Source organism: Nonomuraea sp. NPDC047529 (assembly GCF_040642995.1).
Taxonomy (GTDB): domain Bacteria; phylum Actinomycetota; class Actinomycetes; order Streptosporangiales; family Streptosporangiaceae; genus Nonomuraea.
The window spans coordinates 157,835-171,707 of record NZ_JBEYTJ010000011.1; the positions used below are offsets into that span (position 1 = coordinate 157,835).

Consider the following 13,873-nt stretch of genomic DNA (forward strand, 5'->3'; position numbering starts at 1 on the left):
TCTCGTGTTGTGGCAGATGATTATCTTGTGCGGATCGGCAGGCTCATCCGGGACGCGCGTCAGCATCGCGGTTGGACGCAGCTTCAGCTGGCCGACGCGCTGGCGACGAGTCAGAGCGCGGTCAACCGGATCGAGCGCGGCAACCAGAACATCAGTCTTGAGATGATCGCCCGGATCGGGGAGGCGCTCGACAGCGAGATCGTGTCCCTGGGGTATGCCGGTCCGATGCATCTGCGGGTGGTGGGCGGGCGGCGGCTGTCGGGCAGCATCGACGTCAAGACGTCCAAGAACGCGTGCGTGGCGTTGCTGTGCGCGTCGCTGCTGAACAACGGCCGGACGATCTTGCGTAAGGTGGCGCGGATCGAGGAGGTCTACCGGATCCTGGAGGTGCTGGCCTCGATCGGGGTGCGGGCGCGGTGGATCAACGAGGGCAACGACCTGGAGATCGTGCCGCCGGCCCGGCTGGAGCTGGAGGCGATGGACACCGAGGCGGCCCGCCGTACCCGTAGCGTGATCATGTTCCTGGGTCCGCTGATGCACCGTACGGGCCAGTTCCAGATCCCGTACGCGGGCGGCTGTGACCTGGGGACGCGTACGGTGCAGCCGCACATGTCGGCGCTGAAGCACTTCGGGCTGGACATCACCGCGACGGGCGGTTTCTACCACGCCAAGGTCGACGGCGGGGCGGCTCCGGCGCGGCCGATCGTGCTGACCGAGCGCGGCGACACCGTGACGGAGAACGCGCTGCTGGCCGCGGCCCGTCATCCGGGGGTGACGGTGATCCGCAACGCCTCCTCCAACTACATGGTGCAGGACCTGTGCTTCTTCCTGGAGCAGCTGGGCGTGCGGGTGGAGGGCATCGGCACCACGACGCTGACGGTGCACGGGCTGGCCTCCATCGAGCGGGACGTCGACTACTCCCCTTCGGAGGACCCGGTCGAGGCGATGAGCCTGCTGGCGGCGGCGGTGGTGACCAGTTCGGAGCTGACGATCTGCCGGGTGCCGGTGGAGTTCCTGGAGATCGAGCTGGCGGTCCTGGAGGAGATGGGGCTCGACTGCGACCGGACGGGTGAGTACTGGGCGGCCAACGGGCGTACCCGGCTGGTGGACCTGACGGTGCGGCCCTCCAAGCTGGCCTCCCCCATCGACAAGATCCATCCGATGCCGTTCCCGGGGCTGAACATCGACAACGTGCCGTTCTTCGCCGCGATCGCGGCCGCGGCGCAGGGGTCGACGCTGATCCACGACTGGGTCTATGACAACCGGGCCATCTACCTGACGGAGCTGACCCGGCTGGGCGCCTCGGTCAAGCTGCTGGACCCGCACCGGGTGCTGGTGGAGGGGCCCACGCGCTGGCGCAGCGCGGAGATGATGTGCCCGCCGGCGCTGCGTCCGGCGGTGGTGGTGCTGCTGGCGATGATGGCGGCCGAGGGCACGTCGGTGCTGCGCAACGTGTACGTGATCAACCGCGGCTACGAGGACCTGGCCGAGCGGCTGAACGCGCTGGGGGCGCGCATCGAGACCTTCCGCGACATCTGATTTTCGTCGGTGGCGGCCGCTACCGTCTCCTCTGCAGGCAACATCATCTGCATGCGTCGCCGAGATGTGAGGAGGGGAGCCGGTGCGGCCCGCGGAGCTCGACAGGTTGACGGTGGGACAGGCGGCTGACCGCTACGTGGAGCTGGTGGTGGCCAAGACGTCCACGGGGGCGCTGTCCCCGGCCACGGCCGAGGTCTACGCGCGTGACGTGGCCACGCTGGTGGCGCTGGCCGGCGCGGAGGTGGTGCTGGACGACCTGACCGGCGAGGACGTCGATGCGATCTTGCTGGCGTTCGCGCGCAAGCCCGACGCGCGGCAGGCGGCCGCCCCCAGGTCCGGTCCCGGGTCAGGGTCGGGGCAGTCGCCGTCCTCGCAGGCGCGGTTCCGGCGGTCGATCTCGGCGTTGTTCAAGCACGCCACGCTGGCCGGGTGGGTGCAGATCAACCCGATGACGGCGGCCACGGTGACGGCCAAGCAGCGGGGCGGGCTGCGTCCGGAGCGGCGGGCGCTGACGCGGGAGCAGGCCCAGGGGCTGATCGGGGCGGCCCGGCAGTTGCGGGAGGCGCCCGAGCAGGACGGCAAGCGGCGCGACCAGCGCACGCAGCTGCGTGACGCGGTGATCGTGCTGCTGTTGTCGACGGTGGGGCCGCGGGTGTCGGAGCTGGTGCGCGCCAACGTGGAGGACTTCTACACCAACGACGGGGTGCGCTACTGGCGGATCTTCGGCAAGGGCGGCCGTACGCGTGACGTGCCGCTGCCCGACGACGTGGCCGAGGTGTTGCAGGCCTATCTGGCGCGTGGCCGGGGGCAGGTGGCCGGCGCCGACGGTGACAAGGCGCTGCTGCTGTCGTGGCGGGGGCGGCGGCTGGCGCGGGGTGACGTGCAGGCGGTGATCGACCGGGTGCAGCGGCACGTCGATCCCGACCAGCGGCGTTCGGTGACCCCGCACGGGCTGCGGCACACCACGGCCACCCATCTGCTGGCCGACGCCGTCGACATGGACGCGGTGCGGCGGGTGCTGGGGCACAGCGACCTGTCGACGCTGGGGCGCTACCGCGACGAGCTGCCCGGGGAGCTGGAGGTGGCCATGCGGTCGCATCCGCTGCTGCGTGACAAACCCTCCCGGTGAGCGGTCACCGGCCTTGCGCGGGCCGGTGATCGGGATGGTGATGGCGGACATCGGTCCGGTGATTGGCCGGGAGGCGGGCGGGGCTGGTTGGCTCGGCGGCGTGAACGCACAGATCACCACCGGATGGGTGGACATCGCGGGCATGACGGCCTACACGGCCCTGCCCGTGGGAACGCGGCGGCCTGTGGGCGTGCTGGTCGCCGGTGAGATCTTCGGGGTGAGCCGGTACGCGCGGCGGATGGCCGACCGGCTGGCCGGGCTCGGGCACGCGGTCGTCGTGCCCGACTTCAACCACCGGCACGACCTGGGGCCTGCCGCCGATCCGGCGACGGACGTCCCGTGGGGGCGGGTGGTGGAGCTGCCTGCCGACGCCGCCGGTCGGGAGCGGGGTCTGGAGCTGGCCTGGCTGCTACGACGCGATCAGGTGCTGGCCGACGCGCGGGCCGCGTCGGAACACCTGCGGAGCCTGGGGGCCTTCCCGGCGGCGGCCGTCGGGTTCAGCCTGGGTGGGCACGTCGTGTGCTCGGTGGCGGGCGAGCTGGGGTTGTCGGCGGCGGTGGCGCTCTACCCGGGCTGGCTGACGGGCACCGACCTGCCGCTCAGCCGGCCGGAACCGACACTGGAGCCGGCCGCGCGGGCGCCGGGACGGCTGGTGGTGCTGCTCGGCGCCGACGACCCCATCATCGACGCACGCCAGCAGGAGGCGATCGGCGAACGGCTGGAGACAGTGGTGTATCCGGGCGCCGGCCACGGGTTCGCCGCCGACGAGCGCGACAGCTTCCACCCGGCCTCGGCGCGCGAGGCCTGGCGGCTGATCGAGGAGGTGCTGGACCAGGTGCGCCGCTCACCGCAGACGGCCGACTGACCTTTCAGGTGCGGGCAGGGGTGGCGCGCACGGCCAGACGGTCGAGGGAGATGCCCAGCACGTCGGCCAGCGAGGCGATGGTGAAGAACGCCGGCGTGGCGATGCGCCCGGTCTCGATCTTGCGGAGGGTCTCGGCGGACATACCGGCGGCGGCGGCGATCTCGACGATGCTGCGCTCGCCTCGGGCCTGACGCAGCATGTGGCCGAGCTGCTCGCCGCGCAGCCGCTCCTCGGGGGTCAGCGGGGATCGCACCATGCCCCCAGCCTACACCCCCGGGATACTTATACCGGTATTGTTATCGCCCCCGCGGGGGTCGGGTCAGGGGATGCGGGACACCTCCGGGAAACCACCACCCGACCCCTCGAACAGGCGCGTCGCCTTCCCCCGCAGGTGCAGATCGAAGAACGCCCCGACATAGGCGCGCTGAGCCGCCACCGACCGTCGCGCATCGATCGTCCCGACGAAATCGGCCACCGCCACCCCGCCCTTGGGCAGCGCCGCCGCGACCTGCGGCAGCAGCACCTGCAAGTCGGTGAACGAACCGTGCGCGGCGCCCTTGAACCGCAGCTCCCGCTTCCACCCGGTCGAGGCCCGCCAGAACGACCTCCAGCTCGGCTCGCTCTCGCGCGTGTGCGCCTCGGCCGCCAGCTGCAGGAACGGCCTGGCCACCCCGGTGACGGCCACCGGCCCCACATAACCGCCGTCCAGATTGACCCCCGCCACCACCCGCCGGTCGTCGTGGACGAGCTGGGCCGCCACCGACCCGCCCAGCGACTGCCCCAGCGCCCCCACCCGCGACAGATCCGGCGCACCCCGCAACCCGGCGGGCAACGCCACACCCCCGATCGCCTCCCCCCGCCCCAGAGCGGCGACCCGATCCAGCACGAACCGCATGTCGGCCAGCCGCGCCCGCGCATGCCGCTCCAGCAACCCGGCGATGACCCGCGGCGTCAGCTTGGCCGGCAACGGCAACGCCCGCACCACCCGCCCACCGGGGAACTCCACCTGATCGGCCTCAAAGGTGTGATCCACCGTGACGACGAGATAGCCGCGCGAGGCCAGATCCTGCACCAGCGCCGTGCCCAGCGTGCGCGGCCCGCCGTCCCCCGAACCGAACAGCACCACGGGCAGCCTGCCTCCGCCGCGCTCCACCGGCGCGCCGGAACGCGCCGCGGTGACGGTGGCGGCCCAGTCGACCGCCCCCTTGGCGATCCCCATGGGCGGCGCGGAACGACGATCCCAGTCGGCGGCGGCCAGCGGCGCCATGTGCGGGGCCGGTGGCAGCGTGCTGCGCGCGGCCGGGTACCACAGGCTGACCATCAGCTCCCGATACCGCTTCGACCTCACCAGCGGGTCGGGACGCGACCGGTCGACCAGGCGCACGGCGACCGTCCCCACCGGGAGAGGACCAGCCGGCGCGGGCAGGGTGAGCGTGACCGCGGGCCGCCCTTGCTGCTCCTGCACGGCGGTGGCGGGCGCGAGGGCCAGGGCGGCGACGGCCAGATGAGCCGCGTACGTCATCACGGACATGCCGGTTCTCCTCCAACGGAACGACAACGGGGATGTGCGCCGACACTGGCAGCCGCGCCCGCCGACCGGCCAGCGGCCACAGGCTGACCTGCGGGTACGACTTTCGGATGAGAGCCCCCGATGTTCATCCCCGAGGAGGATGGGGGGCGCCACGGCCCGGCCTCTAGGGTGGGCGCATGAACCCGGCCGCCCGCCTGACCACGACGATCCGCTCGGTGCCGCCCACGGCCGCCGACGCACTGCTGGCCGCCGTCATCTTCACCGTCACACTGGGCCCCGGACGGGTGACCGAAGGCGGCCCGCACATGCTCGCGCTCCAGGTCGCCCTGGTGGCGCCACTGGCATGGCGGCGGCGCGCCCCGCTACTCGTCCTGTGCGCCACCGGCGGCGCGGCCGCCCTCCAATGGGTTGCCGGCGTGCAACTCCCCGCCGACGCCGCCCTGCTGGTCGCGCTCTACACGGTCGCCGCCCACCGCCCCTGGCGGGCCGCGCTGGCCGCCACGCTCGCACTGGAGACCGGCGTCGTGCTGGCCGCCACCCGCTGGGCGCCACCGGGACAGACGCCGTTCACGGTGGCCGCGCTCAGCGCGATGTCGGCCGCCGCCCTGGCCGCCGGCCTGTGGACGCGGGCACGGCAGACCCACCTCACCTTCCTCGAACGCGACCGCGACCAGCGGGCCCGCCTGGCGGTCGCCGAGGAACGCGCCCGGATGACCCGCGACATGCACGACATCGTCACCCACAACCTGTCGGTCATGGTGGCCCTGGCCGACAGCGCCGCCTACGTCCACGACCGGGCACCCCGCCAGGCCGCCGCCGCCATGACCCAGATCGCCGACACCGGCCGCCAGGCACTGCGCGACATGCGCCGCTCCCTCGGCGCCGACCACGGGGCCGACCAGGAGACCGGCCAGGGGGCCGACCAGGAGGAGGCCGCCCTCCACCCGGCGCCCGGCATCGCCCAGCTCCACCCCCTGGCCGACCGCATGCGCTCCGCCGGCCTGCCGACCCGCCTCCACATCACCGGGAATCCCGCCGACGTCCCCGCCGCGGCCCAGCTCACCCTCTACCGGCTGGCCCAGGAGGCGCTGACGAACACGCTGCGGCACGCCCCCGGCGCCCAGGCCCACGTCCAGGTGCGCCTCACCCCCGCGCGGGCCGACATCGAGGTCACCGACGACGGCCGCCACCCCACCACCCCCCAACCCGCCGGGAGAGGACTGGCCGGGATGCGCGAACGCGTCACCGCCTACAACGGCACCCTGCACGCCGGCCCCGCCCCCGACGGCGGCTGGCAGATCACCGCCACCCTCGACCTGACCGCCCCGGACACGCCATGACCATCCGGCTGCTGATCGCCGACGACGAAGCACTCCTGCGCATGGCCTTCCGCATGATCCTGGACGCCGAACCCGACCTCCACGTCGCCGGCGAGGCCACCGACGGCGACCAGGCCACCCGCCTGGCCCGGCACCTGCGCCCCGACGTCGTCCTCATGGACGTCCGCATGCCCGGCCTCGATGGCATCCAGGCCACCCGGCAGATCGCCCGCGACTGCCCCACCTCCCGCGTACTCATCCTGACCACCTTCGACCTCGACGAGTACGCCTTCGCCGGACTCAAAGCCGGCGCCGCCGGATTCCTGCCCAAGAACACCCCGCCCGCCGACCTGCTCAGCGCCATCCGCAACGTCGCCGCCGGCGAAGCCGTCCTGTCGCCACGCGTCACCCGCCGCCTGCTGGAGAAATTCGCCCCCCAGCTCACCCCAGACCCCCGCGAACAGGACCGGCGGCTGCGACAGCTCACCGCCCGCGAACACGACGTCCTCGTCCAGGTGGCACGCGGACTGTCCAACGCCGAAGTAGCCGCCTCACTGCACCTGGCCGAAGCCACCGTCAAGACCCACCTCAGCCGCGTCCTGCTCAAACTCGGGCTGCGCCACCGCGCCCAGGTCGTGGTCTTCGCCTACGAGAGCGGACTCGTCCGCCCCTCCTCCTGACCCCGCTCCGCCCGCTCCACCAACGCGGCGATCCGCGCGCTCACCAGCGGCCACACCCCCGGCGGGAACCCATGCCCCATGCCGTCCACCAGCAGGAACTCCGCACCCGCGATCGCCTGCGCCGTGGCCCGCCCACCGGCCGGATCGGCGACGGCATCAGCCGCGCCATGGATCACCAACGCCGGCACCGCCACCCCGCCCAACCCCTCCCGCCGGTCACCCGACCCGATCACCGAGGCCGCCTGCCGCAACATGCCCGCCAGCGACCAGCCCCGATCCCACACCCGCCCCGCCAACGCCCGAACCGCCTCCACATCGGCCGCCACACCACCGGTCACGGCCCCGGCCACCATCCGCTCCACATACAACTCCCGCGTCGTCGGCGGCGGCCCGGCAACAGGCGGCGGGACACCCGGACGCGGCGGCGGCGTCATCCGGTCACCGGCGGTGGACATGATCGACGTCAGCGACCTGACCCGGCCCGGATGCCCGATCGCCACCGCCTGAGCGATCATCCCGCCCAGCGAGGCGCCCACCAGATGCACGCCGTCCAGCCCCAGAACATCCAGCAAGCCCACCGTGTCGGCCACCAGATCGTCCAGCGTGTACGCCAGCGACGACAGATCACCCGCCAGCGCCGCCCCGAAATCCGGCTCCCCCGCACCGTCGAACCGCGTCGAGCGCCCGCAGTCACGACCGTCGAAACGGATCACCTGCAGGCCGTGCCCCACCAGCGCCGCACACAACCCGTCAGGCCAGCTGATCAACTGCCCGCCCGCCCCCATGATCAGCAACACGGGCGGCGCGCCCCGATCCCCCAGCCGCTCGTACACGATCTCCACCCGGGAAGGCCCCACCCCGAACGCCCGCTCCTCACCCATCCGCTCCCCCCTCCTCCCGCACCGGAACCAGCAGATCCGTCACCAGCTCCTCAACCGGCGTGCACGCCGGATCCGACACATACACCTCCCGCAAAGCGCCGCTCACCGCCAGCCCCCGCTCGGCACACCACGCCAGAACGGCATGCACCGTCAACGAGATCTGGTCATAAGGCCCCACATGAGTGGCACGCGCGAACACCCCACCCGGCAACACCCCCACCTCGGCCCCGCCACCGGGCTCGGCGTCACCTTCCAGAATCAACCCCACCCGGACCTGCACCACCTCGCCCACATCCACCGGGAACAACCCCACCAACCGCACCGCCCCCCGCACCCCTTCAAGCAACCGCGCCACCGCCGCGGACGTAGCCCGCCCCACATCCTCCAACCCCGCCGCCCGCTCACCCACGAACGCCGCCCGCCACCCCGGCTCCCGCACCAACCCCACCTCAGGCGCCGGCAACCCCTCAGCCAGCACCCGCTCCAACGACGCCAACGTCCGCCGCCGCCGCGCCAACTCCGCCTCCAACGACACCCGGACCGACTCCAGCGCCCCCGTCTCCCCCGACAACACCCGCCCCACCACCGGCAACGGCACATCCAACGACCGCAACAACCCGATCGACAACGCCTCCCGCGCCTGCCCAGCCCGGTAATACCGATAACCCGTCCCCGCATCCACATACGCCGGACGCAACAACCCCAACTCGTCGTAATGCCGCAACTGCTTCACACTCAACCGACCAAGCCGCGCGAACTGCCCAATCGACAGCAACTCCTCATCCACCAGCACACACCCTCACGTAACGTCAGACCCATGACCCTGTCCATCGGCCAAGTCGCCAAACTGGCCGGCATCACCGTACGAACCCTCCACCACTACGACGAGATCGCCCTCCTCACCCCCAGCCAACGCACCACCGCCGGCTACCGCCGCTACACCGACCACGACCTCCTCCGCCTCCAGCAAATCCTCCTCTACCGCGAACTCGGCTTCCCCCTCGAAGAGATCACCGACATCCTCGACCACCCCCACACCGACGAACTCACCCACCTCCACCGCCAACACGAACTCCTCACCCGCAAAGCCCAACGCCTCCACCACGTCATCACCAACGTCGAACGCGCCATCCACGCCCACACCCAGCGCATCACCCTCACCCCCCAAGAGCGCTTCGACATCTTCGGCGACTTCCACCCCGAAGACCACCAACCCGAAGTCCAACGCCGCTGGGGCGACACCGACACCTACGCCGAAAGCCGCCGCCGCGCCGCCACCCACACCAAAACCGACTGGCTCCACCTCACCACCCAAGCCGCCGCCATCGACGACGACCTGCGGGCCGCCCACACCCGCGGCCACGCCCCCGACAGCCCCCACGTCATGGACATCGCCGAACGCCACCGCGCCCACATCACCCGCTGGTTCTACGACTGCACCCCCGAACACCACCGGCGCCTCGGCGACCTCTACGCCACCGACCCCCGCTTCACCGCCCACTACGACCGCCTCGCCCGCGGCCTGGCCGCCTACTACCGCCAAGCCATCCACGCCAACAGCGCCCGGCAGCAGAAGTAGACAGGCCCGCCTGACCCCGCCGTTCGCCGCCCGGGGAACGCGGCCGGCACTCCTCAACCACCAGGACTGCCGGCACAACAATGAGAACCCCGCGACGGACACCCCACAGAGTCAGGAGCGCCGCCCTCCTGACCTCGGTGATGGTTTTGTGCTGTTTATGTTATGATCTTGTACAAACCCATCAGCTTTACAATGTAGATTCCTAAGCTCCGAGATCCAGAGCCGCGGCCGTGAGCGCCCGTGCCCGGCGCGGTGAGGTCACCAGCTCCACCGTGTCCGACAACTGATCGATGCATCCCGCCACCGGCAACCCCCTGATCACCGGGTCCGTCACCGACTCCATCAACGCCCGCGCGAACCGCTCCCCGCCGATCACCTGGAACGGCCGGTCGAAGAACCCCCGCACCCCCTCCTCCAGCCGTCCCGTCAGCGCCATGCGGTTCTGCAGCGCGGCCAGCCGTCCGTAGGCCGCCGTCAGGCCCTGCTCGCGCTCCCGGAACGAGCGCGCCGCCATCGCCGCCTCCAGCGCCTCGCCCAGCTCGGCCGAGCCCGGCAACCGCGCCAGCGCGCTGCCCAGCCATTTGGCGTACGGCGGATAGCGGCGCCGCAGCAGCAACGCCAGCCGCATCACCTCCCGCGCCAGCCGCGCCCCCACCACGGCAGAACCGAGCTCGTCCCCGACCTCCGCGCACCGCCCCGGGAACGGCTCCTCCTGGCCGATGCGCTGCCACTGACAGGCCAGGACGTAGCGCCACACGTCCTGCGGATACCAGCGCAACGCCTGCCGGACCGCCTCCAGCCCCTCGCCCGGCAGACCGTCGCAGAACACCTCGCCCCCCGTCACCTCGGCCAGGCTCTGCCACGGCACGGACAACCAGTCCAGCAGCGACACCCCCTGGCGCGGGTCGAACCCGAGCCGTCCCACCAGCCACTCCCCCAGCTCGGCGACCACGACGCCCGGCTGGCGGACCCCGTGATACTCGAAGACCGTGTCAAAACCGCCGAACCGGTCGGGCAGCCCCGCCGTGACACGCTCGCGTACCGGCTCCACCTGGCCGGCGGGCACGAACAGCAGGACCCGCGGCCCCCAGTCATGGTCGGCCGAGCGGGCCGTGTCGAATTCGAGCACCTCCGACCCCGGGCCGATCAGCGCGGCGCTGTGCCGCACCCCGGGCAGCAGCGGCGCCACGACCTCGCCGTAGAAGGCGCGAGAAAGCTCAATACCAGGCACAAAGTTGGACATCACGCCGTCAACTCTGCACGAGCACCGCCCGAACCTCACCCGGTTTTCCCGCCGCCGGTGACAGCGTGGTCCGCGACCGGACACGCCAGGGGGAGGGACCCGTTGAGCAAGGTCGTCGCCGACATCTCCGTATCGCTGGACGGCTACGTCACCGGCCCCGACCCCGGCCTGGAGCACGGCCTCGGCACCGGCGGCGAACTCCTGCACGCCTGGGCCCGCCAGCCCACCGACGTCGACGCGCGCGTCCTGGGCGGCGCCGTCCGCGCCACCGGAGCGGTCATCATGGGACGGCGCACCTTCGACGTGGTCGACGGCCCCTACGGCTGGGGCGACCCGCTCGCCTACGGTCCGGCCCGCGACCAGCCGCAGGCGCCGCCCGTGTTCGTCGTCACCCACGTCCCGCCCTCGGCGGTACGCCGGCCCGAACTGTTCACCTTCGTCACCGACGGCCCCGCCGCGGCCGTCGAGCAGGCCCGCACCGTGGCGGGGGACGGCGACATCGTCATCATGGGCGGCGCCGACCTGATCGGCCAGGCCGCCGACGAGGGGCTGCTCGACGAGTTGCGCCTGCACCTGGTGCCGTTGCTGCTGGGCGCCGGCACCCGTCTGTTCGCCCGGGTACGTCCGCGCCAGTGGGAGCCGGTCGAGACGCACTTCTCCCCGCTGGCCACCCACCTGACCTATCGCGCCATCATCTGAACCCCGGCGGGATCGGGGCCGGTCACCTGGCAGGCCAGCACCGGCCTGCGGCGGTACCCGATCCGCTCGTACACCTTGACCGCCGCGGTGTTGACGTCGTCCACCATCAGGGCCGCGCGTCCGTGCGTGGCCACGAGCTGGGACGACACCCACCCGCACACCCGCTCGGCCAGCCCCCGCCCGCGGAAGCGGGCGGCGGTGGCGACCCCGGCCAGCAGCCCCACCGACGGCGCGGACCACGCGTCGGCCGCCACCGCCGCCAGCTCGTGCCCCACGCGCACACCGGCCCACCGCCGCACGCCGGGCGCACCCGGCACCGCGTACGACGTGGGCGCGTCACCGGCCAGCAGGGCCGCGACCTCCTGGTCGGCCTCACCTCCGAGCCAGCCGACCTCCGGCGGCGGCGCGGCGGGCGCGGCCTTGAGGCTCATCCAGGAGAACGCGCCGCTCTCCCGCACGCCCTCCAGCCCCGCCGCCACCCGCCGCATCAGCTCGCGCTCGCCCAGCGGCCGGAAGGTGGGGCCCAGCTCGGCCAGCGCGTGCCGGACCAGTTCGACGGCGTCGTCCGGATCGTCCGGGTCGCCCCACACCGCCAGCCGGTCGTGCAGGGAGATGCGCGGCGCGCCGGCCACCACCGCGTTCCCCAGCGCCCAGGCGCGGGCCTGGCCGCGCAGGTCCTGGGCGGTCCACATGACCAGGTCGTCGTCGCCGCACGCGGCGCGCAGCACGTCCAGGTCGCGCAGCCGATGGATCACAAGATCTCGCCGGGCCGGTACGCGGCGGCCTCCGGGTGCTCGGTCACGACCTGGGACACCAGCCGCACCAGCTCCTCGACCTGCGCGGCGGCCGCGCCGGTGAAGGACACCCGGTCGGCCAGCAGCGCCTCCAGCTCGCCGCGGTCCAGCGGGAAGCGCTCGTCGCCGCCCAGCAGGTCCAGCAGCTCGTTGGACGCGCCCCGCGACCGCATCGCCAGCGCCGCGGCCACCGCGTGCTCCTTGATCAGCTCGTGGGCCTGCTCGCGCCCCACGCCGGCGCGGACGGCGGCCATCAGCATCTTGGTCGTGCCCAGGAAGGGCAGGTAGCGGCCCAGCTCGGCCGAGATCACCGCCGGGAACGCGCCGAACTCCTCCAGCACGGTCAGCATCGTCTCCACCAGCCCGTCGAAGGCGAAGAACGCGTCCGGCAGCGCGACCCGGCGTACCACCGAGCAGGACACGTCGCCCTCGTTCCACTGGTCGCCGGCCAGCTCGCCCACCATGGAGGCGTAGCCGCGCAGCACCACGGTCAGGCCGTTGACGCGCTCGCAGGAGCGGGTGTTCATCTTGTGGGGCATCGCCGAGGAGCCGACCTGCCCCTCCTTGAACCCCTCGGTGACCAGCTCGTGCCCGGCCATCAGCCGGATCGTCTTGGCCAGCGAGGACGGCGCGGCGGCCAGCTGCACCAGCGCCGAGACCACCTCGAAGTCCAGGGAACGCGGGTAGACCTGGCCGACGCTGGTCAGCCGCCGCGAGAACCCCAGGTGGGCGGTGACCTTGTCCTCCAGCTCGGCCAGCCTGTCCTGCCGGCCGCCCAGCAGGTCGAGCATGTCCTGGGAGGTGCCGACGGGGCCCTTGACGCCGCGCAGCGGGTAGCGCGCGATCAGCTCCTCCAGCCGGTGGTAGGCCACCAGCAGCTCGTCGGCTGCCGAGGCGAACCGCTTGCCCAGCGTCGTGGCCTGCGCCGCCACGTTGTGGGAACGTCCGGCCATGACCGTGGCCGTGTGCTCCCCGGCCAGCGAGGCCAGGCGGGCCAGCAGCGCCACGACGCGGTCACGTACCAACAGCAGGCTGTCGCGGATCTGCAGCTGCTCGACGTTCTCGGTCAGGTCGCGCGAGGTCATGCCCTTGTGCACCTGCTCGTGCCCGGCCAGCGCGTTGAACTCCTCGATGCGCGCCTTGACGTCGTGGCGGGTGACGCGCTCGCGCGCCGCGATGGACTCCAGGTCGACCTGCTCGACGACCTTCTCGTAGTCGGCTATCGCGCCCTCGGGCACCGCCACCCCGAGCTCGGCCTGCGCCCGCAGCACCGCCAGCCACAACCGCCGCTCAGCGATGATCTTGTACTCGGGAGACCACAGGCGGGCCAGCCCGGGTGAGGCGTAGCGGGCGGCCAGGACGTTCGGGATGCGCGGCTTGGAAGTCACGTTGGACAAGTGTATTCACACCCCGTTACCGGCACCGCATCCAGTCCGCACGGCCCGTCCCGCGACTGCGGTCACCGCGGGGGTCACCGGTTCCCATGCGGCCCCGCCGGCCTCGCGAACGACCCCTGACCAGCACCGTCCTGCATACGGCCGGACCGGAACCATGTTTCCGCCTGTCCTGGCCGGTAAGTACAGGAGGTCGCGAGGAAACGACCAGAAAGGCATG

General features: G+C 72.3%; 14 protein-coding genes. 7 read left to right on the forward strand and 7 right to left on the reverse strand.

Annotated features, from left to right (window positions below):
- Positions 1–27: 27 nt before the first annotated feature.
- From ABZ815_RS19870 to ABZ815_RS19880, 3 genes are all read left to right on the forward strand, one after another.
- Positions 28–1,539: a UDP-N-acetylglucosamine 1-carboxyvinyltransferase gene (locus tag ABZ815_RS19870; RefSeq protein WP_357699793.1), complete on the forward strand. Its 1,512-nt coding sequence runs from the start codon at positions 28–30 to the stop codon at positions 1,537–1,539.
- A gap of 82 nt (positions 1,540–1,621) precedes the next feature.
- Complete coding sequence (locus ABZ815_RS19875; RefSeq protein WP_357699795.1) at positions 1,622–2,668, forward strand: tyrosine-type recombinase/integrase; 1,047 nt, start codon at positions 1,622–1,624, stop codon at positions 2,666–2,668.
- A gap of 100 nt (positions 2,669–2,768) precedes the next feature.
- The gene (locus ABZ815_RS19880; RefSeq protein WP_357699797.1) at positions 2,769–3,533 is read left to right on the forward strand and encodes a dienelactone hydrolase family protein; all 765 of its coding nucleotides are present in this window, start codon (positions 2,769–2,771) and stop codon (positions 3,531–3,533) included.
- A gap of 4 nt (positions 3,534–3,537) precedes the next feature.
- Here ABZ815_RS19880 and ABZ815_RS19885 read toward each other — a convergent pair whose 3' ends face one another.
- Both ABZ815_RS19885 and ABZ815_RS19890 read right to left on the reverse strand, forming a co-directional pair.
- Positions 3,538–3,789, reverse strand: a complete 252-nt coding sequence (locus ABZ815_RS19885) for a helix-turn-helix transcriptional regulator (RefSeq protein ID WP_357699799.1) — start codon at positions 3,787–3,789, stop codon at positions 3,538–3,540.
- 63 nt (positions 3,790–3,852) lie between these two features.
- A complete protein-coding gene (locus tag ABZ815_RS19890; RefSeq protein ID WP_357699801.1) occupies positions 3,853–5,064 on the reverse strand; it encodes a lipase in 1,212 nt (403 codons plus the stop codon).
- 176 nt (positions 5,065–5,240) lie between these two features.
- On the opposite strand from ABZ815_RS19890, the gene ABZ815_RS19895 reads away from it, so the two are divergent.
- Positions 5,241–6,404 carry a histidine kinase gene (locus tag ABZ815_RS19895; protein WP_357699803.1) on the forward strand — a complete coding sequence of 388 codons (1,164 nt, stop codon included), beginning with the start codon at positions 5,241–5,243 and terminating at the stop codon, positions 6,402–6,404.
- Positions 6,401–7,063: a response regulator transcription factor gene (locus ABZ815_RS19900; RefSeq protein WP_357699805.1), complete on the forward strand. Its 663-nt coding sequence runs from the start codon at positions 6,401–6,403 to the stop codon at positions 7,061–7,063. Before ABZ815_RS19895 ends, ABZ815_RS19900 begins: the two co-directional genes overlap by 4 nt.
- Here ABZ815_RS19900 and ABZ815_RS19905 read toward each other — a convergent pair.
- Positions 7,030–7,944, reverse strand: a complete 915-nt coding sequence (locus ABZ815_RS19905; protein WP_357699807.1) for an alpha/beta hydrolase — start codon at positions 7,942–7,944, stop codon at positions 7,030–7,032. The two genes, ABZ815_RS19900 and ABZ815_RS19905, sit on opposite strands and share 34 nt — an antisense overlap.
- Positions 7,937–8,731: a MerR family transcriptional regulator gene (locus ABZ815_RS19910; RefSeq protein WP_357699809.1), complete on the reverse strand. Its 795-nt coding sequence runs from the start codon at positions 8,729–8,731 to the stop codon at positions 7,937–7,939. Before ABZ815_RS19910 ends, ABZ815_RS19905 begins: the two co-directional genes overlap by 8 nt.
- 30 nt (positions 8,732–8,761) lie before the next feature.
- On the opposite strand from ABZ815_RS19910, the gene ABZ815_RS19915 reads away from it, so the two are divergent.
- Positions 8,762–9,523 (forward strand): MerR family transcriptional regulator, encoded by a 762-nt coding sequence (locus ABZ815_RS19915; RefSeq protein ID WP_357699811.1) that lies wholly within the window; start codon positions 8,762–8,764, stop codon positions 9,521–9,523.
- Between the two features lie 202 nt (positions 9,524–9,725).
- Here the strand turns inward: ABZ815_RS19915 and ABZ815_RS19920 are convergent, their stop codons facing one another.
- Positions 9,726–10,766: a DUF4037 domain-containing protein gene (locus ABZ815_RS19920; RefSeq protein WP_357700089.1), complete on the reverse strand. Its 1,041-nt coding sequence runs from the start codon at positions 10,764–10,766 to the stop codon at positions 9,726–9,728.
- Positions 10,767–10,868: 102 nt separating this feature from the next.
- Here ABZ815_RS19920 and ABZ815_RS19925 point away from each other — a divergent pair, with 102 nt between their 5' ends.
- Complete coding sequence (locus ABZ815_RS19925; RefSeq protein ID WP_357699813.1) at positions 10,869–11,465, forward strand: dihydrofolate reductase family protein; 597 nt, start codon at positions 10,869–10,871, stop codon at positions 11,463–11,465.
- Here the strand turns inward: ABZ815_RS19925 and ABZ815_RS19930 are convergent.
- Both ABZ815_RS19930 and purB read right to left on the reverse strand, forming a co-directional pair.
- Positions 11,447–12,220, reverse strand: coding sequence for a GNAT family N-acetyltransferase (locus tag ABZ815_RS19930; RefSeq protein ID WP_357699815.1), 774 nt, complete (start codon positions 12,218–12,220; stop codon positions 11,447–11,449). The genes ABZ815_RS19925 and ABZ815_RS19930 overlap by 19 nt on opposite strands.
- Positions 12,217–13,647, reverse strand: coding sequence for an adenylosuccinate lyase (purB, locus tag ABZ815_RS19935; RefSeq protein WP_357699817.1), 1,431 nt, complete (start codon positions 13,645–13,647; stop codon positions 12,217–12,219). Before purB ends, ABZ815_RS19930 begins: the two co-directional genes overlap by 4 nt.
- Positions 13,648–13,873: the final 226 nt, after the last annotated feature.